The organism is Jeotgalicoccus sp. ATCC 8456, assembly GCF_016313225.1.
GTDB classification, from domain to species: Bacteria; Bacillota; Bacilli; order Staphylococcales; family Salinicoccaceae; genus Jeotgalicoccus; species Jeotgalicoccus marinus.
The window spans coordinates 1,093,247-1,116,945 of the sequence record NZ_CP066224.1 but is presented as its reverse complement, the minus strand read 5'-3'; the positions used below and the strand labels follow the sequence as shown (position 1 = coordinate 1,116,945).

Sequence of the window (23,699 nt, the reverse complement as noted above, 5' to 3'; positions counted from 1 at the left end):
CTCCTTAGTTTAAGTCTACGCGCTTGTTGAGCAATCTGTATGAAATATCGACAATGAGGTTAACGATAACGAAAACAACTGCGATAACAAGTATTGCACCCTGAACGACAGGGAAGTCACGTTGTAAGATTGAATCGATAATCAGTCGACCGAGTCCGTTGATTGCAAATACACTCTCTGTTAGTACTGAACCGGCTAAGAAGCTACCGAACTGAATACCAACAACAGTTATAACAGGAATCAAAGCATTTTTCAGTGCGTGGCGGAGAATTACAGTACCCTCTTTAACGCCCTTGGCACGAGCGGTACGGATGTAATCTTGGTCGATAACGTCGAGCATAGAACTACGTGTCATACGCGCGATAATCGCAGCACCTGCAGTACCGAGTGTAATAACTGGTAAGACGTTTTGTTCCAAGCTCCCCCAACCAGTAGGTTTAAAGATTGGGAATTCGATTGCAAACCACTGGATGAGCATGAGAACCTAACCAGAAATTTGGCATTGATAAACCAAATAAAGCGATAACCATCATTGCAACATCTTCGAATGAATATTTTCTAACTGCTGAAATAATCCCAACAAGGAGACCCCAGAAGATAGAGAAGATCATAGAAATCACTGATAATTCTAGTGTGATTGCAAAACGTGCTTTAATGTGATCGAATACTGGAATGTTGTCTCGAATAGAAGAACCGAAGTCCAACTGAACAACATTACCTAAGAAACGAAAGTATTGTTCATATAGTGGATCATTTAATCCTAATCTTGCTTCAATCGCTTTTACCGTTGCTTCAGGTGCACTTTCTCCGGCCATGATAACCGCTGGGTTACCAGGAGTGAGATGCATCAGACTGAAGACGAGAACTGTAACACCGAGTAGCACCGGGATAAGCTGAAGTAATCTTCGTATAATAAACTGTGTCATGAAATCCCCCTCCTATTTTTTAGACTTCGGATCAAGCGCATCTCTTAAGCCGTCCCCAAATAAGTTAAACGCAAGAACGACAATTACAATCATGATACCTGGGAAGAATGTAATGTGAGCTGCTTGATACATATAGTTACGACCATCATTTAGCATGGCACCCCATTCAGGCGTAGGTGGCTGAACACCAAGACCTAGGAATGATAGACCCGCTGCAGAAAGAATCGCTGTCGCAACAAAGATTGTCGTATTAACGATAATTGGTGACATTATGTTAGGTAGAATATGCTGGAAAATAATCTTACCATCACGCGCACCTAAAGCCCTTACAGCATCGACGTACTCAAGTTTCTTAGTCGTCAATGTGGACCCACGGACAATACGTGCAAATTGCGGTAGGGCACCGATTGCGATGGCGATTGTAACGTTGATTGTACTACCACCTAGTACACTGACAATTGCAAGTGCAAGTAGGATACCAGGGAAAGCAAGTAAAACGTCCATGAGACGCATAATTACAGTGTCGACCCATCCACCGTAATAGCCGGCAATAATACCGATTGGTACACCGACCAATGCAGCCATAAATGTTGCTGCGAAACCGACGCCTAAGGTTATGTACATACCATGTAGGATACGATAAAAGATATCGCGCCCAAGGTGATCTGTACCGAACCAATACTGTCCAGAAGGACCAAGTAATTTATCGGTAAGGTTAGTGGCGTTAGAATTCACCCCTAAAAAATTATAGTTAGAATCCAGTGCCCCAAAGATTGAGACAAGTAAGAAAAACACCAATACGTAGAAACCAGTGAGTGCTGCTTTATTTTTCTTTAATTTTGTAAAGAAATCTTTAAAGTTCTCAACACGGCGATTAGCGGGTTTCTTTGCTGGAACCTGACTAGGTTGAATGTTAGACATTTAGTATAAACCCCCTCTAAGACAAAATATTAAGATAAGTCACTGTATTTTGATAAATACCTTTTAATAATACATCGACGTCTCGACTATAACAAGAAGATAGTGAATAAGTCTATACTTTTTACTGCCAAGATTCCTAAAATTGTACACAATTGAAAACGGTAACACCCATATGACAGGCTTTATTTGCTATTATTCAGAAATTTGTTAATGATAACTTCCAATTCGTAGTTTATGACTAGGGTTTAAATTTAATGATCAATTAAATATTAGGTCATTTGATTTTTGTATGAGCAAGCATCTTGATTAATCAATCCCGAGTGGTATAATATGATTTACGCTAAAACATAGTGTAGTAATATGAATTGTAAATGGAGGATAGTAATGAAAAAATTTAAATACATAATATTTGCCATGATCCTACTAATGCTCGCAGCATGTACAGATGATTCTGAAGTAATGGAGAGTGAAAATGCAGCTTCAGATTCATCGGGTGGAGACCTAGTCGCATCTTATGCAAGTGATGCTTCATCACTTGACCCCGCAGGTCAAAATGATTTACCGTCTGACCAAAGAAGAAATGTCATCTACGAAGGCCTCTTTTATTTAGATGAGGACCTAAACCCACAGCCTAGACTTGCGACTGATTATGAACAAACAGATGATACGACTTGGGTTTTTAACTTAAGAGAAGGTGTAAAATTCCATGATGGGACAGACTTCAATGCTAACGCTGTAAAAGCAAGCTTTGAAAGAATTATGGATCCGGCAGTCGCATCGGCTCGTGCAAACATTTTTGAAATGATTTCAGAAATCAATGTAATCGATGATTACACGATTGAAATTGTAACTGAATATCCTTTCGCACCATTTTTAAATTATTTAGCACATGATGGTGCAGGTATTGTATCAAAAGAAGTAATAGATGAGGATTATCAAAATGCAATCGATCAAAGTGACCAAGATATCAGCTTAGAAGAATTTTATGAACTAAGAGAAGCTGGTGGTGAGGAGTACGAAGCGGTTGCTCAAGCAGTAGGTAATAATACCGGTGCGATTATTGAGCAAAAGCCAATTGGTACAGGCTATATGCAATTCCAATCGAGAACACCAGGTGAAGAGATTGTTGTCGAACGCTTTGATGATTATTGGGATGAGCCTGCAAAACTAGATACTGTGACCTTTAAAGTTGTCGTTGAGGATGCATCAAGAATTGCAGAACTTGAAAGTGGCCAATCTCACTTTATCCAAGGATTTGATAATGGTCAGTGGGAACGTATAGAAAATCATCCAGAGATGGAAACATATCCGGTTTATAATCTGTCGAATGAATACATCGGTATGAACACTCAAGAAGGTCCACTTGAAGATAAGCGTGTCCGTCAGGCGATTGCACACATGGTAGATAAGGAAGAAATTATGGAAGGTATCTACTTCGGTGTTGGTCGTGAGATGAAAGGTGCGATTCAACAAGAATTACTTGGCTATAACGAAAACTTAGAAGATCTAGATTATGATCCAGAGCGTGCCCAAGAACTTCTTAATGAAGCTGGCTATGAGGACGGCTTTGATTTAACTGTTATGACGAATGATTCACCAGAACGTGTAGACCTTGCTGTATTGATGCAAGAAAAACTAAAAGAGATAGGTATTAATTTAGAGATTGAGCAATTAGAGTGGGGTGCGTATCTAGAAGCTGTGTCTAACGGAGAACATGACCTCTTCATTCTAGGTTGGCCGAACCCAGTTGGAGATCCAGACCAATCATTCTGGCCATTAGTGCATTCTTCAATGCAAGGTGCGAGTGGTAACCGCTCATTCTATGAAAATGAAGAAGTGGATAGTCTACTTGAACAAGGCCGACAAGAGCTAGATGAAGGTAAACGTGAAGAAATTTACCAAAGAGTGGATGAGATCTTAATCGAAGATCAACCATTTGTTTCAATTCGACAAGCACAAAGTGCCAATGCAGCTCGAACTGAAGTACAGGGATTAGAAATTAATAACTTTAACAAACCAGACTTCAGAAACGTCACTTTAGAGAGTGAATAAATTTACCTATATTATAGTAAGAAGTAGAACCTTTGACGGTTTTACTTCTTTTTTATTGCTCTAAGATATACAATTTGTATAAGAGAAAATGGAGGGTTAAAAGATGAGTCAGTGGTATAAGATTGATAATACAGGTAAGATTTTTCATGCTGTTTCAAGTTCGTCTAATTCTGCTGTCTACAGAGTTTCAGCCACTCTATATGAAATGATTGATCCAGAAGTGCTGCAAGAAGCGCTCGACATCGTCGCAATACGCTTTCCAACTTTAATGGTCAGGGTAAGAAAAGGTTTATTTTGGGATTTTCTAGAGGCAAACGATGACAGCCTGTTAGTCAAAGAAGAAACAGATTATCCATGTGCACCGATTGATCGAAAGGAAAATAATGCCTTTTTAATTCGTGTCCTATATTTCAACAAGAGAATATCTGTAGAAGTATTTCATTCTGTAACAGATGGCGGAGGTGCCCAGGAATTTTTAAAAACACTCGTCTATCAGTACTTATATTTGATGGGTAAAAACATAATGACGGACGGCACAATTCTGTTACCTGAAGATGAGGTAGACCAAGAAGAGTCAGAAGACAGCTTTGTTCGCTATGTCAATCATAGTGAACCAGCTAAAAGCCAAGACAAAGATCAAAAAGCCTACCAATTATCCGGTACTGAGTTAAGCCCAAGAGGTATTAATCTTGTGCAGGGTATTATGGATGCTGGTGCACTCAATACCTTTGCCAAAAGTCAGGGAACCTCATTAACCGGGCTTCTAACCAGTGTATTGATTCTGACGATCTATGAAGAAAGAAAGAAAAATAGTGACGCTTATATTAGTGTGGCAATACCGGTGAACCTTAGGAAAGTGTTCCCTTCTAAGACCATGAGAAATTTCTTTTCTGTCTCAAACATCGGAGTTCAAGTAAAAAAAGATATGACAATGGATGAAATTATAGAAGCTGTCACAAGAGAACTTATTAAGAAAACGGAAAAATCTTTTCTACAGAGGGGGATTAATCACTTTGTCTCCTTCCAGAAAAATTTACTACTAAGAATTGTTCCAGTCTTTATAAAGTATCCTATTATGCGTTTTGCCTTTAATAGTGTGGGCGAAAATCGAAAGACATTGACTCTGACGAACTTAGGAAATGTAAAAGTACCAGATGAAATGCGTCCCTTTATCGATTGGATGGATATCGTTTTATACCCAACTAAAAAGAGTCCAATCAATTGTGGGGCGGCAACAATTAATAATAAGTTAACAATGACTTTTGCAAGGTCTATTGACGAAAATGAATTTATAAAAGCATTTTTTAAAAACCTTACGCGAATGACGGGACTAGAAGTAACCGTGCATTCCAATGGATGGGGAGAGTAAGATGAATCGCTGTTTAGAATGTGAGATTAATACGAAACAACGAGCATGTCCGCTCTGTCATCAGTTGCTTTCAACGACAGACTTACCAAAAGAAGAACGCGCCTATCCTGCTTATGATCAGAAAAGATTTAAAGTTAAAGACCGACTCGCAAAATTTGCAGTTTTCGGTGGCATCCTAGCGACGATTATTTGTCTCTTAGTCAATATTATCGTTATGCCTCGGTTCTTATGGGTATTCTATGTAGCAGTGGCGGTGTTCTACTTACTTGTGTCTTTAAATCACACCATCTTATCACCTTCGCATTTGGGTGGTAAGATTATTGCCCAAGTCGTCAGCTTGACGTTTTTACTTTTGGTCATTGATGCCATGACAGGTTCCTTACAGTGGTCTGTTGACTATGTTATGCCACTGATAATACTGGCAGGTATCGTGTTAATTTGTATGCTGATTATAAAGGTAAGAATGAAGTGGACAGGCTATATTAGTTTCCTGTTGATGATGATTGGATTGGGTTATCTGCCATTGATTCTCTATTTTACAGGCGTGTCACACGTTCTTTGGCCAGCTGTATCAGCTGCATCACTGGGCACAGTGTCTTTTATACTGATGCTCTTAATTGCCAACGAAAGCTTTATGACTCAACTAATGAGACGGTTTCATTTATAAAATATTGAAAGGCGTGAATGCATGAAGGTCTTACTGAGGACGATTACAACAATAACAGCGATATTTGGTGTACTCACTTATATTTACCGTGCCATATTCGTCAATCACCGTAGTGTGGGGAGTGAGCTCGCAGAGGATGTCATCAGAGTGGCAACCTTTGATAATACGACAGCGGATGAAGAATTACTCGAAAGAAAAGAAAAAGAAAATAGTGATGAATATGAGATACCAACGAGTTTATTCAGATCAAATATTGACCATTATTTTGTTTCAGATATGAAAGTTTACACAGTATCTCCGGACGAAGTAGAGTCTCATACGCGTGTACTATATTTACATGGTGGAGGTTACATCAATCAACCCTCACCATTTCACTGGCGCTTCATCAATAAACTAGTTAAGGAAACCGGCTTAGAATTTATTGTCCCAATATATCCGAAAGTACCAGTGCATACATATGAAAAAGCTTATGAACAAGTGCAAGTACTCTATGAACAATTGATTAGTGAGAACGATGACCTAATTATCATGGGCGATTCAGCAGGTGGCGGTTTAACCTTGGGTCTAGTACAGTATTTATATCAACAAAGTAAAACACTACCAAAAGCACAGATCGTCATTTGTCCGTGGATGGACGTATCTTTGAATAATCCTGAGATTGAGAACTTTATCGAAGTGGAACCGATGCTTAAAAGAGAAAAACTACAAGTTATTGGTAAACTTTGGAGAGGAGACACGGACTATAATAATTATAAAGTGTCTCCAGTGTATGGGAACGTCATAGACCTACCGAAGGTATATATTTTTGCAGGTACACGAGAAATTTTAGTACCTGATATTAGAAAATATGTCGATCGACTCAAGGATGAAGGTGCGGATTTTGAATACTTTGAGTTCGAAGAGCAAAATCACGTTTTCCCCTTGTATCCCGTTAAAGAGGGTATAGAAGCTAGGCGGATGATTGAAAATATTTTAATAGATCTAAGAGAAGAGATCCTATAATTCAGGGTCTCTTTTTAGGGAGTCAGAAGAAAACGCATCCAATAATTATAATTTTCTGAAATAAATGTTGTATAATTTTAAGTAGTAGTGTAAAATTCTGAATATTAAAAGAAGTATTTAACTTCTCGAGAAATAGGGGGTTTCAAATGAAAAAATTTAGTTTTTTGACCATATTGGGAGCTTTAATACTTATTCTAGCTGCTTGTAGTGATGACAGCAATGTTGATGAAGCAACAGGTGGCGGTGAAGAAGGAGGAGCTGAAGGCGGTACAATGACCTTGGCCATTCCTTCTGATGCGGTGTCGATGGATCCACATGGTAGTAATGATGTACCATCAGAACAAATTCGTGACACGATTTATGAACCATTAGTGACACAAAATGAAGATTTAGAAATTGTTCCTGTACTCGCCGAAGAATTTGAACAAGTTGATGATACGACTTGGGAATTTAAATTACGTGAAGGTGTGACATTCCACGATGGCTCTGAATTCAATGCAGAGGTCGTCAAAGCAAATATCGAACGTCTAAAAGACCCGGCTAAAGCGTCAGCAAGAGCCTTCTTACTCGATATGGTGACTGAAGTTAATGTCATTGACGATTACACTGTTCAATTAGTTACTGAATATCCATTTGCTCCATTAGCAAATAACTTAACTCACGGTGCAGGTAAAATGATTTCAAAAGATTTAATTGATGCAGATTACCAGAATGCATTAGATGAAGCGGGTAGTGATGTAACACTTGAGGAATATTATGAACTACGTGATGCTGGTGGAGAAGAACACGAAGCGATTGCAAATGAAATTAGTTCATATGTTGGTCAGCTTGTTGAAAGTGAGCCAGTCGGTACAAACTACTTCCAATTTGAAAGTCGTAGTCCTGGTGAAGTGACTTCTGTTGTCAGATATGATGACTACTGGGACGGCGAACCTGCACTTCTTGACGGTGTAGATTTCAAAGTTGTTTCAGAGCCAGGCTCAAGACTTGCTGAATTGGAATCAGGAACATCAGATGCAATTCTCTCAACACTATCTAGTAATATTGAACGAGTTGAAGGAAACGCTGACGTTACACTGCTAAGAAATGAATCAGTATCAATTGACTACATTGGTTTCAATACTGAAAAAGAACCTTTCAATGATCCGAAAGTCCGCCAAGCGATTACACATGCCTTTGATAGCCAAGCAGTATTAGATGGTGTTTATAATGGATCAGGTACTCCAGCATCTGCACCACTCGCACCAGGTGTACTTGGCTATTCTGAAGACCTTGAGGGCTTAGAATACGATATGGACAAAGCACAAGAATTATTAGACGAAGCTGGCGTTGAAGATCTAACAATTAACTTGATGGTGAATGATGATAACCCAGAACGTGTCGATGTCGCACTATGGTTACAAGAATCACTAAGTGAGCTAGGCATTACTGTCAACGTCGAGCAAGTTGAATGGGGTGCATACCTTGAAGCAACAGGTGCTGGGGAACATGATATGTTCATCCTAGGATGGAGCAACTCAACAGGTGACCCAGATAATGGTATTTCACCACTATTCCATAGTGATAACATCGGTCCAGATGGTAACCGTTCGTTCTACAGTAATCCCGAACTTGATGCTCTATTAGATGAAGCGCGTCAGGAAACAGATGAGGATACACGTGCTGGCATGTATGAAGAAGCACAACAAATTCTAGTCGACGAAGCACCAGCCATCTTTATTAGACACGGTGAAAACCTAAATGCACATAATAACAACGTACAAAACTTTGAAGGCGACTCTTACAACATCTTCAACTTCAAAGAAACAACAATTCAATAGAGATATTGAGCTTAAGGACAACCCTCATTAGTGTGAGGGTTGTTTTTGTTGGGACTAGATTGGAAATAGGGCTTAGCTAGAATATGGGGGTCAGACGAGTTCCATGAAACAAAATAGCTGGAACTTGAGAAATTCACGAGTAAAAAACAAAATAAAATATCTCTATCATAAATGCACAGTTAACCCTCTTTATGAATAAAAACTAATAAAATATTTGAAAGCGCTTCATCTAACAAGAAAATAATGGTATGCTAACTACTGATTGGATTTTTGTTAATAGAAGGGTAAATATTCTCAAAATTCCATCTTGTATGAAATATTCTTATCATGTAATATGTTAAGAGTGTAATTTTAAGATTGAAAATTATCTTAAAATTTAAAATTTTTGAGGGGGAATTACATAATGAAGCATTTAAAACAACTGCTGACAATTGGGATTGCAGCAATGTTTGCTTTAGTTTTAGTTGCTTGTACAAGCGATAGCGACGTGGATCCTGAGAGTGAAGAGGGCGCTAGCGAAGGTACACCTGCAGGTGGACAAGATCTTGTCATCTCTGAAATGAGTGACATTGTATCAATGGATCCACATGGTAATAACGATGTTCCATCATCGAACGTTCGTTACAATCTTTACGATGGTTTAACTCAGTTAAACGAAGATATGGAAGTTGAACCGAACTTAGCAACAGAATGGGAACAAGTTGATGACACTACATGGAGTTTTACACTTCGTGATGATGTGACGTTCCACGACGGCTCAGCGTTTAATGCTGATGCTGTTGTTGCAAACTTGGACCGTGTTCTAGACCCAGCAATGGCGTCACCACGTATGTTCCTTTACGAAATGATAACTGATGTTGAAGCAGTGGATGAGTATACAGTTGAAATCACGACTGAATATCCATTTGCGCCATTACTCGCACACCTTGCTCACGATGGTGGGGGTATGATCAGTAAAGATGTAATCGATGCTGACTACCAAGCTGCTCTTGATGAAGCTGGTGAAGATATGACAGCTGAAGAGTATTACGAGTTAAGAGACAGTGGTGAGGCAGAAGAAGTACAAGATTCGATTTCTGAACACCTTGGTCAATACGTAACGGATAACCCAGTTGGAACTGGTGCATTTAAATTACAATCTCGTTCACCAGGTGAAAATGTTGTGCTTGAAAGAAATGATGATTACTTTGGTGAACCTGCTCAATTAGATACTGTAACTTTCAAAGTTGTACCAGAAACAGCTTCACGTTTAGCTGAAATTGAATCCGGCTCATCTCATGTTGCTGGAACAATTGAATCAAGTAATGTTGACCGTGTAGAAAATGGTGAAAACACTGCTTTAGAAGAAACTGAATCTATGTCACTTTCATACATCGGTTTCAATACTGAAAAAGAACCACTTAATGATCCAAAAGTACGTCAGGCGATTTCATACGCGATTGACCGTGAATCAATTATCGAAGGGGTTTATGACGGTGTGGGTACACCTGCAAAAGGACCATTAGCACCAGGTGTATTCGGATATGATGAAAACGTTGAAGGTATTTCATATGACCCAGAACGTGCTAAAGAATTATTAGCTGAAGCGGGTTATGAAGATGGAATTAACCTTTCAATTTGGACTAACGATAGCCCAGAACGCGTGAATACAGCAGTTTATCTACAAGAATCACTTCAGGAAATTGGCATTAACTTAACTGTTGAGCAGCTTGAATGGGGTGCGTACTTAGAACAAACTGCTGCTGGTGAACATGATATGTTCATCCTAGGTTGGTCAACAACTACAGGTGATGCGGACTACGGAACTTATCCATTGTTCCACTCATCAATGCATGGTGACCCAGGTAACCGTTCATTCTTCTCAGATGATGAAGTTGATGAACTCCTAGAAGCGGGTCGTCGTGAATCTGATGAGGAAGCACGTCTAGAAATCTATTCAGAATTACAAGATAAACTCGTTGAAACAGCGCCAATGGCTTACATCCACCACCAGAGTTACCTAACAGGTTTAAACTCTAGTGTCCAAGGATTCAACGTCGACGCTCAGGGTATTTATCACTTAAATGAAGTTACAATCGAAAACTAAAGTTTCTCAAAGCATACACAGTAAATTTTACTGTGTATGTTTTTTTATAACTTTTTACGATAAATTTCAAAAATAGCTCTTGAATGGTATAATATCGGGTAAGAATAAGTATAGGTGACTGATATGAAAAAAATGATTTTGTTATTCAGTGTGTTAATGCTTGCTGCTTGTAGTGGTGAGGCTAGCCAGGCTGAAAAAGATTTAGATAAGGTGAAATCAGAAATTGCAGAACTTGAAGATCAGATTAATGATGTCCAAGGGGATAATGAAGCACTACAACAACAAGTAGATGCCAAAGAATCTGAGTTAGACGAGTTAGAATCAAACAACCAAGAAGAACCGGATGAAAGTAAAGCATCTGAAGAAAACGAAGAAACAGAAGAAAATACTGATTCAGAAGAGTGAGGATGAGCGTAATGTATGAAGAAAAGTTCTATTTAATAGAAGGAAAAGAAATGACAATAAAGGAACTTGCTAAAGAGTTAGAAGCAGCGACTGGTACTGAGCTTGAAGACGTTGAAGGTTCAATCGATCGAGTTGTCGTAAAGAAACCTGCGCCAGAGCGTGGTTTTGAAGCATTTACTGTTACTTTTAAACTCAAGCATACCGTCGATTTAATCGATGCTGTTGTGACTACAAATAATACTAAAAAACGTTTAGCTGAATATGATTTAGAAAATGGCGTATTCACTGTGCGTTTAATTTCTTATGTTAGAAAAGAAGCACCCATACAGAATGAATCAGAACTATAATATGTTAGGCTGAAGCTAAATGAAATACATCAAAACTAAAAGACTGATACTAAGAGATTGGCAGGAAAGTGATTTGAAGCCTTTTATCAAGATGAATTTAGATCCTGATGTGCGGCGTTATTTTCCTAATCTGCAAACGCCAGAGGAATCTGTCAATTATGCCAAAGCGAGCCAAAAGTCAATTTTGGATAGAGGCTTTGGTCTTTTTGCAGTGGAAAGAAAAGATACTGGAGAATTCATTGGTTTTACAGGTATCCGTGTACTAGAGGCTGATGGTAGTTTGGACTTTGAATTTTTACCTTGTATTGAGATTGGTTGGCGACTAGCAAAAAAACATTGGAATCAAGGTTTTGCAACAGAGGCGGCACGAGGTGTAATGAAGTTTGTAGAGAGGCAGACGGATATTAAAGAAGTCTACGCTTTTACTGCAAAGAAAAATATTCCATCCATTAATATTATGGAGAAACTTGGTATGGAGGTTGTTACGGAGTTTGAACATCCAAGCATTATGGATGGCCATTCCTTAAAACCACATATTTTATATAAAGTAAGCACAAAAAAAGGGCGAAGACTCAAGATGTAAATTCATCTTGGACTTCGCTCTATTATTTTAAATCCTTATAATTTCTAATCGCAACTGGGGTATAATTTTTAAATCCTTCAACTATATCTGTTAAGTTATCACTAACAAATAACATGTCTAAATATCTTTCCTCAAGGAAACCTTGATTTATAGCGTTGTATATGACTTCCTTTAAAGGATCGAAATAACCATCAATATTTAAAATGCCAATCGGCTTTTCGTGTAGTCCAAGTTGTCCCCAAGTGAATACCTCGAAGAATTCTTCAAGAGTACCTGCGCCACCAGGCATCATAATAATAGCATCACCTAAAGACTCTAATTCTAGCTTTCTTTCGTGCATGTTTTGTACCACACGCATATCAGAAACACCAGTATGCGCAATTTCACGGTCAATTAAAAACTGAGGCATCACACCGATGACGTCACCACCAACACTTAAAGCACCATTAGCAACAGCGCCCATGAGCCCAGTCGCCCCGCCACCGTAGATAATTGTCATATCATTTTTTGCTGCATCTTCACCGAGTTTATAGGCTGCCGCTTCAAATTTTGGATTATCACCAGATCTTGCGCCGCAAAATACAGTAATCTTGTTAATGTCCATATGCATAACTCCTAGTTGTTTACCTTATTTATTGAACATGAGCGATTCGTAATTTTTGATGGATTGGTCTTTAACATAAGGCGTACCATCTGTTATTTTTCTTTGTCTCTTGTTCGAATGCTCAAAATTCATACGACGGTGTTTGTTAAATAGACTATTATCCTGTTTTAATTCTTCTTTTTCTGCTTTCTTTTCACTAATATATTTATCTCTAGCAGCACTACGTGGGTCTAAAATGTTTTTATGTTTTTGACGTAGTGGAATATCATTTTCATTATTTTCATTGTTCTTTCTAGTAAACTCTGTATTTAATACTTTCTCTTCATTTAATTCTTGGATGTTTGTCATGTCGTCACTCGTTTCTATAGTTTGTAATTCATTCATTTTGTAAGGGACAATATCATTTCTTTGGTTTTCATCCTCTATGTCTTCGAACATATAAGACTCACCATAATCCGGTTCTTGTTTATCAGGGTGAGTTAACTTTTCTGCATTTACTTCAGGTGACTGTGAGTTATCTACAGTGACATCTTCAGACACAGTCATACCGTCAATCTTTTCGTCGTCGGTTTTATCCTGTTGAGATTGAAAAATCTTAGGTACGAAAGACGACTGATCATTACTCTTTTGAGATAATCTTTTCTCTCTGTGATTAGCTTTTTCTTTCTCGAATTTTTTCTCTAAAGATTCTTCTTTAGCCTGACTCTTCATATAGCCTTTTTGTTCCTTGTTATAGCTTCTTGAATCAAGTCTGTCAGACACCTTTTCTGAAATATTGCTCGCAGTATCCTTACTCGTATGATAAACATTTGTAGCTGTTTCTTTACTAGAATCTTTCACTCTAGTATAAACTGAGTTTGATACTGCACCTAATTTCTTCATATCAGGATGTTCTTTAATTTTTTTACGTTCATTAATTAGTGGGACTACAACTAAAGGGATGATTGTAGCCAAAGCTTTAATATTTTTATTCACTGGATTGACCTCCATCTTAATAGCTGTTTGAAGATTAATTATACATTACCCATCTAAAGCATGAATTAAACGAACTCATAGGTTTAAATTAAGATTAATAAAGGTATGAATATAAAGAATAGATGAGGAGGATTCAGCATGTCAAATATTAATGAAACAATGAAACTAAAAGATATTTGTTTTAAAGTGCCTGCAGCAGGAACTATATTTAGAGAACTTAATATTGACTTTGTCACCGAAGGAGATCGCACTTTAAAAGAAGCACATGAAGAAGGACAGTTTGACTTAGAAAATATTCTTTATGAATTAAACAACTTAAAAAAACAACCTAAAGAAGGTATAGACGTATCATTTATGGATCAAGTGAGCATCATTAAATATATCGAGCGTAAATATTACGATGACCTACTTGATGAATTACCAGTCTTAAATGACTATGTTGAAAAACTAGGAAAGAAATATAAGAAAAATCATCCTGAGTATGAAAAAGTCAGTGAACTATTCTATAATATTTACCGAGAAATGATTGTGCATATCGAACTTGAGAGATCAGACGTTTATCCACTGCTTAAAACCTACTATGAAGATGACAGTAAAGTAGCATTTGAGGCGCTGAAGCCACATATCACAAGACTAATCGATGCACATAAGAATATCGTCAATTGGTTCGAGCAGATTAATAAGCTGACGAATGGTTACACACCAATAGACGCCAATGAACCGATCAATGTCTTTGTCTTAAGAAAGCTTGAAGAAAACGAAGAAAATATTATGATGTTATTACACTTAGAAAACAATCTTCTATTTACACCATTTAGATAGAATCTTGTTCGCCCGTCGGTTGGATACTTTCCAGCTGGTGGGTTTTTTATCTATTAAAACGAGATTGTTGAATGGATCGAGCTCTGCTTCGAACCAAAAACGAAGCGCACCTACCGACCGAGCTCCGCTTTGAACACACAAAAAGACACGTGACCTAAATACACTAAGTCACGTGTCTACATATATTCTAGTCTTTAAAATCACCGTCATGGGTCTTCGGTAAACGGACAGAGAAGGTTGAACCGACGCCTTCTTCACTATTAACGTAGATTTCACCTTCATGGGACTCGACCAAGTGCTTAACGATAGCAAGTCCTAAACCTGTGCCGCCTGAGTTTCTGCTACGTGCCTTATCGACTCGGTAAAATCTTTCGAAGAGTCGGTCAAGGCTTTCTGGAGGAATACCCATACCAGTATCTCTAATATTAATCATTATATCTGTCGTTCGTTCTTCAAGATCGATGTAGATATGACCTTCATCCGAAGTATAGGTTACTGCATTTGCAACGAGATTCAAGATAATTTGACTCAATCTATCTTTGTCAGCTTCAATTTCCACACTTTGTGCTTCATCTGGTAGATGAATGGAAATATGCTTATCCTTAGCAAGTTTTAACACAGTTTTACCTGTTTCTCTGACAATTTTATTGACGTCGACTGTTTCGATCTGCAGTGGCATTGCTTGCTTTTCAATCTTAGAAAGATTCAACAGATCAGTAATCAAGCGATTTAAGCGTTCACTTTCATCATATATAATCTTTAAGAATTGTTGGGCAGTATCGGGATCAGGAACATCACCACTAATCAATGTTTCGGCAAAGCCTTTAACAGAAGTTATCGGTGTTTTTAGCTCATGGGAAACGTTAGCAACGAAGTCACTTCGCATTTTTTCGAGCTTTCGAATTGCTGTAATATCATGGAGAACAACAATGGCCCCACGTTGTAGCCAACCTTGTGTGTAATACGGTGCAATGTGCACATCTAGTATGCTCTCTTCAGGGAAATAGATGTGTGCTTCATCATGCTGTTTAACATTTTCATCAATCGTTGTCTCGACTAAGTTATCGACGCCTAAAGGTCCAAGTACAAATTTATAATCTCGTCCCTTGATTTTAGAACTATGTTTCGATAAAAACCGTTCTGTCGCTTGGTTGGTCAATTCAACGATGCCTTTGTCATTAATTAAAATAACACCGGATACTAAGTTCGATAGTATACTATTTAATTGCTTTTCACTCTCTTCGATTTCGTTCACATGAGACTGTAAACTCTGTGCCAGAATATTGATGGATTCATTAAGATCACCAATCTCACCCTTATATTTTGAGTGAATGCGAGCGCTGTAGTCTTGGTTTTTTAGTCTTTTTGTCACGTTGATGACATCATTGATTGGATTGGTAATATTATAGGAAAGTAAGGCTGCTGAAATTATAGAAATTAATAGTATAACGACTAATACAGCACCAAGCGTTTTCCAAATTGTACCAATCGCATTATCAATTGAAGTCGTGAATATAGAAGTTCTCACAGCCCCAATTAACTCGTCACCAGAATATACAGGGATGGCAACATACATCATTTGAGCTTCTCTAGTATCGCTGAGACGAGTCGATGTACCTAGCTCTTGATTATCAACGAGAACTGCTTGAATTTCTGGTCGGTTCAAGTGATTATCCATATCCTCGATTCGGGACTCTGAATCCGCCAGGACCTCTCCATCAAGATCAATAACGGTATATCTTAGCTCAATTTCTTCATTTAATTGATTCATCCATAAATCCAATTGTTCTGTATCTTTGTCTAAACCACCGAGCTCAATAACTTCAGAGACCATTTGAGCGTTTTCAATCAAATGGTCTTCTGTCATGTCTGTATATGTATTTTTTATAATCGAGCTGATAAAAAACCACAGTACTAATATGAAGGCAATAGATAAGATGAAATAAGAACCTGTGATTTTTAGCCACAGTCGTTGCATTTAGTCTTGTCCGTCCATCTTGTAACCAAAGCCGCGAATCGTTCTAATATACGTTGGTTGTTTAGTATCGGCTTCGATTTTTTCTCTTAAATGGCTGATATGTACATCGACGATACGGGTATCACCGTCATAGTGGAAATCCCAAACACCATTTAATAACTGATCTCGACTCAATACTTTACCTCGGTGGTTTGCCAAGTAGAGTAAGAGTTCAAACTCTTTAGGTGTCAATACAAGTTGTTCACCTTTAAAGAGCACCATATACTTCTCTGGGTGGATTTCAATCTCACCAATCTTAATGACTTCCTCTTTGACTTCTGCTGTGATGACACTTGTACGTCGTAAAATTGCTTTTACTCGTGCGACAACTTCTCTTGGACTAAATGGTTTAGTCATATAATCATCTGCACCAAGTTCTAAGCCAAGGATCTTATCGAACTCATCATCTTTAGCAGTAAGCATCAGTATCGGTGTATTGATTTTTTCTTGTCTGAGGGTCTTACAGACGTCCATTCCATCCATGCCGGGCAGCATTAAGTCCAGGACAATCATGGTTAAATCTTCAGTCGTCGCAATCTCTAATGCATCATTACCATTTTCAGCGGTCAGTACTTCAAAACCACTTTGCTCTAAGTTGAATTTCAATAGGGTGAGAATTGAAGGTTCATCATCGACAACAAGCAACTTCTTCATTTTGTGGCCCTCCGTCTAATAATTAATATTTTAACAACTATATTTTAGCATAATTCATATATTTAATCGGTATTTTTACATGTTCTTAACAATAGCGCGGATTCCTAATGGTTAAAAATCAATAAAATGATTTCGCCATATCGATATGATAAAATTAATTGTAAAGTATTTACTTTAAATTAATGAAATTAATGAGTGAAAATAAATGGACAATAGATATTCTAGACAGTTGTTATATCGCAATATTGGGGAGAGTGGCCAAGACCTCATCTCAGCAAAAACTGCTGTGATCGTTGGTTTAGGAGCCCTTGGGTCTTTATCATCTGAAATGCTTGTTCGCGGCGGCATAGGGAAGCTGATTTTAATTGACCGAGACTATGTGGAAATGAGTAATCTACAGCGTCAAACACTCTATACTGAAGCGGATGCTAAAGAGAAAATTCCAAAGGCAATCGCAGCAAAACTAAAGCTCGAACACATTAATAGTGATGTCACCATAGAAACGCATGTAGCCCACTGTGACGCAGCTTTACTGGATAGTTTAGCAAGTGAGGCTGACATTATTTTAGACGGAACAGACAACTTTGATACGCGGTTAATGATGAATGACGTCGCTTTTAAAAAAGGTATACCTTGGGTATATGCAGCATGTATAGAAGCTTCGTACTCGAGTGCAGCTTTCATTCCAGGTGAGACGCCGTGCTTTAGATGTTTGACACCAGTTTTACCGTCGACAACTCTAACTTGTGATACGGCTGGAATTATCGCACCAGCTGTTCATATGGCAGTCAGTCTTCAAGTAACAACAGCACTTAAGATTTTAACAGAGCAGTATACTAAGCCCTTTCATCTCCATATCGGTAATGTGTGGGACAGTGATTATATGAAGGCTGATATCAGTAACATGACTGAAACGACGTGTCCGACATGTCAGTTAAAAACCTTTCCTGAATTTAATAAAGAAACACATCACGCCTTGAAGTTTTGTGGTAGAGATATGATCCAAGTGATCGACCAACGTTTAACGGAAGACCTTGTTAAACAGACCTTGAATCAAGCGAATATTAACTACAAAGAAACGCCATATTTTATTGAATTTTCTTATTCAGACTCACGGATTGTCAGTTTTTCAAACGGCAGATTACTCATGCACAATGTTTTGAATTTAAATAAGGCGAGAACTATCGTCAATCAATTATTTGGTTAGGGGAGATTTCTTTTGAGTATAGTAGAAAGAATTGATAGAGACATCAAAGTAGCAGTCCTGACTGTTAGTGATACTAGGGATAAGTCGTCAGATAAGGGTGGAAAACTCATTATCGAATACTTAACTGAGCTGAATGCTATTGTTGATGAAGAAAATTATGAGATAGTAAAAGATGAAGCGAATGATATTCAAGATGCAGTGACAAATCACTTAAATACAGGTGTCGATGTGGTGATTACAACAGGTGGTACTGGCATCGCTACAAGAGACGTTACTATGGAGGCAGTTAGACCATTATTCGATAAGGAAATCGAAGGCTTTGGAGAATTGTTTAGAATGTTATCTTACACCGAAGACATTGGCTCAAGAAGCCTGTTATCTAGAGCTGCTGCAGGCACGCATGGTAATCAATTAATCATTTCTCTACCTGGGTCGAGCGGTGCAGTCAAGCTCGCCATGGAGAAATTGATTATACCGGAACTCAATCACTTAGTTTTTGAAGTGACTAAAGACAATTAAAAAATGCAGAACCCATGTGAGTTCTGCATAGATTACAGTTAGGCTTTATAATCACCAGACTTACCGCCAGATTTTTCTAGCAGTTTCGTTTCTTTGATGATCATGCCTTTATCGATTGCTTTACACATATCGTATACAGTGAGTGCAGCGGCACTTGAAGCAGTGAGTGCTTCCATCTCAACACCCGTTTTACCGGTCGTTTTAACAGTAGCTTGAATGATTAGCGTAAAGGGTGTTTTATCGTCCCAGGTAAATGAAATATCGATGCCATTTAGAGAAAGTGGATGGCACATCGGGATGATTTGATGCGTATTTTTCGCAGCCATGATGCCAGCGACCTGGGCAACACCGAGTACATCACCTTTTTTTACAGTGCCCTCTGTGATCGCAGTGTAAATCGATTCAGGCACAGCCATCAGTGTTTGTGCCAGAGCGACACGTTTCGTTTCTGATTTATTTGAGATGTCGACCATTTGGGCACGCCCTTCATCATTAAAATGAGTAAATTCGGACATGAGAGTACCTCCTGTTTATTTGTCGTTTTAGGTTGATTATCACAAAGTCGAAAAAACAACGAATGCCATCCAAAGGATAAACAGTTGCAACGACCACAACCAACTAACAATCATCATAAATTATAACAAAATATAAGATAAACACTAAATATCATAATTATGGAGTGGATATAATGACTTTAAATCGAACACCAATACATGTGAATGATGCAGTTGAAAAAGTAATGGAAAACGTGGTGCCTTCAAGTAAAGAAACGATTGCATATGATCAGGCGAATGGAAGAGTATTGGCTGAGGATTTAACGGCAACTTCAGATGTGCCCTTGTTTAATAAGTCAGCAATGGACGGTTTTGCAGTGCACAGTAGCCATACTAAAGGTGCATCGGGTTATAATCGAATTGCCTTTAAGGTTGTCGAAGAAGTACCTGCAGGATCGACAAGTGATTATGAATTAAAAGAAAATGAAGCTTTTCGCATTATGACTGGCGCCGAAATTCCGAAATCGGCAGATACGGTTGTCATGTTTGAGCAAACTAAGGAGACTGAGGATGGTTTTACCATCCGTCGTGAATTTAAGCCAGATGAAAACATTGCACTTCAAGGTGAAGAATGTAAGGTTGGCGATGTGATTGTAGAAAAAGGAATCACTATAAATCCAGGTGCTATCGCAACATTTGCAACTTTTGGCTACACTGAAGTTGAAGTTTACAAACAGCCGGTTGTGGGTGTGTTATCGACGGGGACAGAGTTATTAGATGTCGATGATGAACTTGAACGCGGTAAGATTAGAAACTCTAATACGCCAATGATCTTAGCACAGTTAGATCGAATGGGTATTAAAGGTAAGCATTATAAATTACAGACGGATGAGTTTGATGTCTTGTACGAGCGAATTGAAAATATGTTAAATGAAGTGGATGCAGTCATTACGACAGGCGGTGTGTCTGTTGGGGATTATGACTTACTACCTAAAATTTACGAAAAACTCGGCGCAGAGGTGCTCTTTAATAAGGTTGCGATGAGACCAGGTAGTGTGACCACAGTAAGCGTTCTGGATGGTAAATTCCTCTTCGGTTTAAGCGGGAATCCATCCGCTTGTTATTCTGGTTTTGAACTCTTTGTTCGACCGAGCTTAAATTTAACTCAAGGTGCATCTAAGCCATTCGCACCCATAGTGGATGCAATCTTAGATGAAGATTTCACTAAGGCAAATCCATTTTCACGCTTCATAAGAGCGGAACTGTTCTTTGAGGAAGGGAAGATTAAAGCGAGACCTTCAGGCTTTAACAAATCAAATGCAGTCACTTCAATTGCGAGAAGTAATGGTGTGATTGTCTTACCGGGTGGTAGTCGTGGATTTACGACAGGTGACGCGGTGAAGGTCATGCTGACAGATGTTACAACAGGTACAGATAGCTTTGGTGTAGAATAACATGAAAATCTTACAGGTTGTCGGCTATAAAAATACTGGTAAAACAACACTGATTACGGATCTAGTACACCTTATTAAAGCCAATGATAAAACTGTTGCTGTCATTAAGAATCATCATTTAGAAGAAAAAGTCGATGATTCTACTGATACAGGTAAATTTTTTGAAGCGGGCTCTGACTATACAATCTTAACGACTCCGGGTCATGTCATGCTTTTAGAAAACCGACAGGTGACCCTAACAAGGCTCTTAGAAAGATTTCAAAATGAAGCCGTCGACTTTGTTCTAGTCGAGGGGTTTAAACAGGAAAACTATTCAAAAATATTACTGACATTCTCCTTCGATGACGGTGAGACGGATATTAATCAAATCGGTCTTAAGAACGTATTAAACTATTTTGATATGCGTTATGATAATAAAAGAGCGCTAGAATGGTTTAAGGAATGGGGCAATCTATAAATGAAAATGTTTGAAGTCGTCAATGACGAACTGGATATAAATAAGTATCACCAAATGACTGTCAATGAACATCAAGGTGCAGTCTGTACCTTTACGGGTCATGTTAGAGAATGGACTAAAGGTACACGAACCGTGCACTTAGAATATGAAGCATATATACCAATGGCTGAAAAAATGCTCGCACAAATCGGCGATGAAATTGAAGCACGTTGGCCAGGTGTCATTACAGCCATTGGACATCGCATCGGTAAGCTCGAGATATCAGATATTGCCGTCGTTATCGTGACAAGTTCACCGCACCGAACAGATAGTTATCGTGCGAATGAATACGCTGTGGAGAGACTTAAAGAAATCGTCCCAATATGGAAAAAAGAAATATGGGAAGACGGGGAACAGTGGATAGGCGATTCCCGAAAATATCACCCGAGTGTGGAGGAGAAATAAATGGAAGTTAAGGTATTTGCAAGTATTAAAGAAAAAATTGGTAGTGACACAATCGACTTATTTGTCGGTGATAGCATTACTGCAGGTGAGCTAAAAAGTCATATCTTTGTTGACTATCCAGAGCTCGATGGTGAAGTGTTTCAAGTTGCTAAGAACGAAGCTTTCGTGAAGGATGATGAAGTGCTAACTTCAGAAGATACAATCGCATTAATTCCACCAGTAAGTGGAGGGTGATTACATGATTGGTGTCGTCTTAGCTGGGGGTAAATCGACTCGCTTCGGTGAAGATAAATCACTCTATGAGTTAAATGGCAAACCAATGTATGAACATGTCATTGAAAAGATGAAAAATGTTCAAGCAATTGACGAGATTGTTATTAACACAAATGATAAACTAGAGAATAGATTTAAAGATTATAAGGTGATTGTTGATGACCCAGACTACAAGGATATGGGTCCACTCAGTGGACTATATAGAGTGGCGAAAGCCTATCCTAATGAAGCACTTTTGATTATTTCATGTGATACACCGTATGTTGATGTGAGATGGTTGAATATTCTTGTAGAAGAAGCATTAAAGACAGGTCAAACGACAATAACAGCTGACGATGATCGGCAACATCCGCTCATTGGTGTTTACCAAGGTGAAGGTCTGGTAGACATGCTTAAGCGACAGCTGGAAACAGAGAGATTAAGCTTGAGAGCGTTTTTTGAGAACATCGATGTGAATGTTATAAATATCGATGACTATAATCTCGATAATACGACGCTTGTTAATATCAATCGTAAGACTGATATTAAATAAGGAGGAGTTACATGGCGCAAACTGTTACAGATAAATTTGGCCGCCCAATTCGTGACTTACGTATTTCGGTGACGGACAAATGTAACTTCAGATGCCGTTATTGTATGCCGAAAGAAATCTTCGGTGACGATTTTGAATTCATGAAGCGTGAGCAATTGCTATCGTTTGATGAGATTGAGAGGCTCGCTCGCATCTATGCAGGTTTAGGTGTGAAGAAGCTCCGCTTAACAGGAGGAGAACCACTTTTAAGAAAGGATCTCTACCAGTTAATCGAACGTCTTAACGCAATTGATGGCATTGAAGATATTGGTTTAACAACCAACGGCTTATTGCTTAAAAAGCATGGTAAAAACTTATATGATGCTGGTTTACGCCGTATCAACATCAGCTTAGATGCGATGGATGATGAATTGTTCGGTAAAATCAATGACCGTGGTATTGGTACATCAAGAATTTTAGAGCAAATTGAGTATGCAGTTGAGCTCGGTTTCCAAATGAAGATCAATATGGTGGTCCAAAAAGGTCTAAATGAACAAGAAATTTTACCAATGGCACGTTATTTCAAAAACCTACCTGTTACCCTGCGTTTTATCGAGTTTATGGACGTTGGTAACGACAATGGTTGGAATTTTGATAAGGTTGTCAGCAAGAAAGAGATACTCGATACGCTTGAAACAGAATTTGACTTAGAACCGTTGGAACCGTCATATTACGGAGAGGTTGCTAAGGTGTACAAACACACGGATACAGAAGATTCATATCTCGGTTTCATTACGTCTGTTTCTGAGAGTTTCTGTTCAACTTGTACACGTGCGAGACTGTCGTCAGATGGTAAATTCTACGGCTGCTTATTTGCAGTAGATGGTTTTGATATTAAGAATCTGATGCGGGATGGCATCAGCGACGAAGAGTTAACGGATGTGCTTATAGGCGTTTGGAACAAGCGTGATGACCGTTACTCTGAAATCAGAACTGAAATCACAGAAGAAAACCGCCAGAAACGTAAGAAGATTAATATGTCATATATTGGTGGATAATTATAAAAAACGTGAAGGGGATACTTCACGTT

At 38.5% G+C, this 23,699-nt stretch carries 24 protein-coding genes and 1 pseudogene; 18 read left to right on the top strand and 7 right to left on the bottom strand.

The window, feature by feature from the left end:
* Positions 1-4: 4 nt before the first annotated feature.
* Positions 5-926: pseudogene (locus JEM45_RS05675) on the bottom strand (ABC transporter permease).
* 12 nt (positions 927-938) lie between these two features.
* The gene (locus JEM45_RS05670; protein WP_026866935.1) at positions 939-1,847 is read right to left on the bottom strand and encodes an ABC transporter permease; all 909 of its coding nucleotides are present in this window, start codon (positions 1,845-1,847) and stop codon (positions 939-941) included.
* Between the two features lie 384 nt (positions 1,848-2,231).
* On the opposite strand from JEM45_RS05670, the gene JEM45_RS05665 reads away from it, so the two are divergent.
* From JEM45_RS05665 to JEM45_RS05625, 9 genes are all read left to right on the top strand, one after another.
* Positions 2,232-3,899, top strand: coding sequence for a glutathione ABC transporter substrate-binding protein (locus tag JEM45_RS05665; RefSeq protein ID WP_198687074.1), 1,668 nt, complete (start codon positions 2,232-2,234; stop codon positions 3,897-3,899).
* Between the two features lie 103 nt (positions 3,900-4,002).
* Positions 4,003-5,268, top strand: a complete 1,266-nt coding sequence (locus JEM45_RS05660; RefSeq protein ID WP_026866933.1) for an alcohol acetyltransferase — start codon at positions 4,003-4,005, stop codon at positions 5,266-5,268.
* A 1-nt stretch (position 5,269) separates the two neighbouring features.
* Positions 5,270-5,935: a DUF6320 domain-containing protein gene (locus JEM45_RS05655; RefSeq protein WP_198687073.1), complete on the top strand. Its 666-nt coding sequence runs from the start codon at positions 5,270-5,272 to the stop codon at positions 5,933-5,935.
* 21 nt (positions 5,936-5,956) lie between these two features.
* Positions 5,957-6,937, top strand: a complete 981-nt coding sequence (locus JEM45_RS05650) for an alpha/beta hydrolase fold domain-containing protein (protein WP_198687072.1) — start codon at positions 5,957-5,959, stop codon at positions 6,935-6,937.
* 146 nt (positions 6,938-7,083) lie between these two features.
* Positions 7,084-8,757: a glutathione ABC transporter substrate-binding protein gene (locus JEM45_RS05645; protein WP_026866931.1), complete on the top strand. Its 1,674-nt coding sequence runs from the start codon at positions 7,084-7,086 to the stop codon at positions 8,755-8,757.
* Between the two features lie 403 nt (positions 8,758-9,160).
* A complete protein-coding gene (locus JEM45_RS05640) occupies positions 9,161-10,843 on the top strand; it encodes a glutathione ABC transporter substrate-binding protein (RefSeq protein ID WP_198687071.1) in 1,683 nt (560 codons plus the stop codon).
* A gap of 123 nt (positions 10,844-10,966) precedes the next feature.
* A complete protein-coding gene (locus tag JEM45_RS05635; RefSeq protein ID WP_051220513.1) occupies positions 10,967-11,248 on the top strand; it encodes a hypothetical protein in 282 nt (93 codons plus the stop codon).
* Positions 11,249-11,250: 2 nt separating this feature from the next.
* Positions 11,251-11,595, top strand: a complete 345-nt coding sequence (locus tag JEM45_RS05630) for a hypothetical protein (RefSeq protein WP_217623502.1) — start codon at positions 11,251-11,253, stop codon at positions 11,593-11,595.
* Positions 11,596-11,614: 19 nt separating this feature from the next.
* The gene (locus JEM45_RS05625; RefSeq protein ID WP_166626235.1) at positions 11,615-12,178 is read left to right on the top strand and encodes a GNAT family N-acetyltransferase; all 564 of its coding nucleotides are present in this window, start codon (positions 11,615-11,617) and stop codon (positions 12,176-12,178) included.
* A gap of 22 nt (positions 12,179-12,200) precedes the next feature.
* Here JEM45_RS05625 and JEM45_RS05620 read toward each other — a convergent pair whose 3' ends face one another.
* Together JEM45_RS05620 and JEM45_RS05615 are read right to left on the bottom strand one after the other, a co-directional pair.
* Complete coding sequence (locus JEM45_RS05620) at positions 12,201-12,782, bottom strand: LOG family protein (RefSeq protein WP_051220512.1); 582 nt, start codon at positions 12,780-12,782, stop codon at positions 12,201-12,203.
* Between the two features lie 24 nt (positions 12,783-12,806).
* A complete protein-coding gene (locus tag JEM45_RS05615) occupies positions 12,807-13,757 on the bottom strand; it encodes a hypothetical protein (RefSeq protein WP_198687069.1) in 951 nt (316 codons plus the stop codon).
* Positions 13,758-13,895: 138 nt separating this feature from the next.
* Here JEM45_RS05615 and JEM45_RS05610 point away from each other — a divergent pair, with 138 nt between their 5' ends.
* Positions 13,896-14,579, top strand: coding sequence for a hemerythrin domain-containing protein (locus JEM45_RS05610; protein ID WP_198687068.1), 684 nt, complete (start codon positions 13,896-13,898; stop codon positions 14,577-14,579).
* Positions 14,580-14,766: 187 nt separating this feature from the next.
* Here JEM45_RS05610 and pnpS read toward each other — a convergent pair whose 3' ends face one another.
* Together pnpS and JEM45_RS05600 are read right to left on the bottom strand one after the other, a co-directional pair.
* The gene (gene pnpS, locus JEM45_RS05605; protein ID WP_198687067.1) at positions 14,767-16,557 is read right to left on the bottom strand and encodes a two-component system histidine kinase PnpS; all 1,791 of its coding nucleotides are present in this window, start codon (positions 16,555-16,557) and stop codon (positions 14,767-14,769) included.
* Positions 16,558-17,250: a response regulator transcription factor gene (locus JEM45_RS05600; protein WP_026866923.1), complete on the bottom strand. Its 693-nt coding sequence runs from the start codon at positions 17,248-17,250 to the stop codon at positions 16,558-16,560.
* Positions 17,251-17,455: 205 nt separating this feature from the next.
* On the opposite strand from JEM45_RS05600, the gene JEM45_RS05595 reads away from it, so the two are divergent.
* Positions 17,456-18,457 carry a ThiF family adenylyltransferase gene (locus tag JEM45_RS05595; protein WP_198687066.1) on the top strand — a complete coding sequence of 334 codons (1,002 nt, stop codon included), beginning with the start codon at positions 17,456-17,458 and terminating at the stop codon, positions 18,455-18,457.
* A gap of 12 nt (positions 18,458-18,469) precedes the next feature.
* Positions 18,470-18,976, top strand: coding sequence for a MogA/MoaB family molybdenum cofactor biosynthesis protein (locus JEM45_RS05590; protein ID WP_198687065.1), 507 nt, complete (start codon positions 18,470-18,472; stop codon positions 18,974-18,976).
* A gap of 38 nt (positions 18,977-19,014) precedes the next feature.
* Here JEM45_RS05590 and moaC read toward each other — a convergent pair whose 3' ends face one another.
* Complete coding sequence (moaC, locus tag JEM45_RS05585; protein ID WP_166626241.1) at positions 19,015-19,491, bottom strand: cyclic pyranopterin monophosphate synthase MoaC; 477 nt, start codon at positions 19,489-19,491, stop codon at positions 19,015-19,017.
* Positions 19,492-19,664: 173 nt separating this feature from the next.
* Here moaC and glp point away from each other — a divergent pair, with 173 nt between their 5' ends.
* The 6 genes from glp to moaA are packed head-to-tail and all read left to right on the top strand — an operon-like array spanning position 19,665 to position 23,667.
* Entirely contained in the window at positions 19,665-20,924 is a 1,260-nt protein-coding gene (gene glp, locus JEM45_RS05580) for a molybdopterin molybdotransferase MoeA (protein WP_198687064.1), read from the top strand.
* Position 20,925: 1 nt separating this feature from the next.
* Complete coding sequence (mobB, locus tag JEM45_RS05575) at positions 20,926-21,381, top strand: molybdopterin-guanine dinucleotide biosynthesis protein B (RefSeq protein WP_198687063.1); 456 nt, start codon at positions 20,926-20,928, stop codon at positions 21,379-21,381.
* Positions 21,382-21,825, top strand: a complete 444-nt coding sequence (locus JEM45_RS05570; protein WP_026866917.1) for a molybdenum cofactor biosynthesis protein MoaE — start codon at positions 21,382-21,384, stop codon at positions 21,823-21,825.
* Positions 21,826-22,059 carry a MoaD/ThiS family protein gene (locus JEM45_RS05565; protein WP_026866916.1) on the top strand — a complete coding sequence of 78 codons (234 nt, stop codon included), beginning with the start codon at positions 21,826-21,828 and terminating at the stop codon, positions 22,057-22,059.
* 4 nt (positions 22,060-22,063) lie between these two features.
* Positions 22,064-22,630, top strand: coding sequence for a molybdenum cofactor guanylyltransferase MobA (gene mobA / locus JEM45_RS05560; protein WP_035856326.1), 567 nt, complete (start codon positions 22,064-22,066; stop codon positions 22,628-22,630).
* A gap of 11 nt (positions 22,631-22,641) precedes the next feature.
* Positions 22,642-23,667 (top strand): GTP 3',8-cyclase MoaA, encoded by a 1,026-nt coding sequence (moaA, locus tag JEM45_RS05555; RefSeq protein WP_026866914.1) that lies wholly within the window; start codon positions 22,642-22,644, stop codon positions 23,665-23,667.
* Positions 23,668-23,699: the final 32 nt, after the last annotated feature.

What these genes read in the sequence shown, in the direction of transcription:
- JEM45_RS05670 (WP_026866935.1), bottom strand. Translation starts at nt 1,847, where the DNA reads ATGTCTAACATTCAACCTAGTCAGGTTCCAGCAAAGAAACCCGCTAAT.
- JEM45_RS05665 (WP_198687074.1), top strand. Translation starts at nt 2,232, where the DNA reads ATGAAAAAATTTAAATACATAATATTTGCCATGATCCTACTAATGCTC.
- JEM45_RS05660 (WP_026866933.1), top strand. Translation starts at nt 4,003, where the DNA reads ATGAGTCAGTGGTATAAGATTGATAATACAGGTAAGATTTTTCATGCT.
- JEM45_RS05655 (WP_198687073.1), top strand. Translation starts at nt 5,270, where the DNA reads ATGAATCGCTGTTTAGAATGTGAGATTAATACGAAACAACGAGCATGT.
- JEM45_RS05650 (WP_198687072.1), top strand. Translation starts at nt 5,957, where the DNA reads ATGAAGGTCTTACTGAGGACGATTACAACAATAACAGCGATATTTGGT.
- JEM45_RS05645 (WP_026866931.1), top strand. Translation starts at nt 7,084, where the DNA reads ATGAAAAAATTTAGTTTTTTGACCATATTGGGAGCTTTAATACTTATT.
- JEM45_RS05640 (WP_198687071.1), top strand. Translation starts at nt 9,161, where the DNA reads ATGAAGCATTTAAAACAACTGCTGACAATTGGGATTGCAGCAATGTTT.
- JEM45_RS05635 (WP_051220513.1), top strand. Translation starts at nt 10,967, where the DNA reads ATGAAAAAAATGATTTTGTTATTCAGTGTGTTAATGCTTGCTGCTTGT.
- JEM45_RS05630 (WP_217623502.1), top strand. Translation starts at nt 11,251, where the DNA reads ATGAGCGTAATGTATGAAGAAAAGTTCTATTTAATAGAAGGAAAAGAA.
- JEM45_RS05625 (WP_166626235.1), top strand. Translation starts at nt 11,615, where the DNA reads ATGAAATACATCAAAACTAAAAGACTGATACTAAGAGATTGGCAGGAA.
- JEM45_RS05620 (WP_051220512.1), bottom strand. Translation starts at nt 12,782, where the DNA reads ATGGACATTAACAAGATTACTGTATTTTGCGGCGCAAGATCTGGTGAT.
- JEM45_RS05610 (WP_198687068.1), top strand. Translation starts at nt 13,896, where the DNA reads ATGTCAAATATTAATGAAACAATGAAACTAAAAGATATTTGTTTTAAA.
- pnpS (WP_198687067.1), bottom strand. Translation starts at nt 16,557, where the DNA reads ATGCAACGACTGTGGCTAAAAATCACAGGTTCTTATTTCATCTTATCT.
- JEM45_RS05600 (WP_026866923.1), bottom strand. Translation starts at nt 17,250, where the DNA reads ATGAAGAAGTTGCTTGTTGTCGATGATGAACCTTCAATTCTCACCCTA.
- JEM45_RS05595 (WP_198687066.1), top strand. Translation starts at nt 17,456, where the DNA reads ATGGACAATAGATATTCTAGACAGTTGTTATATCGCAATATTGGGGAG.
- moaC (WP_166626241.1), bottom strand. Translation starts at nt 19,491, where the DNA reads ATGTCCGAATTTACTCATTTTAATGATGAAGGGCGTGCCCAAATGGTC.
- glp (WP_198687064.1), top strand. Translation starts at nt 19,665, where the DNA reads ATGACTTTAAATCGAACACCAATACATGTGAATGATGCAGTTGAAAAA.
- mobB (WP_198687063.1), top strand. Translation starts at nt 20,926, where the DNA reads ATGAAAATCTTACAGGTTGTCGGCTATAAAAATACTGGTAAAACAACA.
- JEM45_RS05570 (WP_026866917.1), top strand. Translation starts at nt 21,382, where the DNA reads ATGAAAATGTTTGAAGTCGTCAATGACGAACTGGATATAAATAAGTAT.
- JEM45_RS05565 (WP_026866916.1), top strand. Translation starts at nt 21,826, where the DNA reads ATGGAAGTTAAGGTATTTGCAAGTATTAAAGAAAAAATTGGTAGTGAC.
- mobA (WP_035856326.1), top strand. Translation starts at nt 22,064, where the DNA reads ATGATTGGTGTCGTCTTAGCTGGGGGTAAATCGACTCGCTTCGGTGAA.
- moaA (WP_026866914.1), top strand. Translation starts at nt 22,642, where the DNA reads ATGGCGCAAACTGTTACAGATAAATTTGGCCGCCCAATTCGTGACTTA.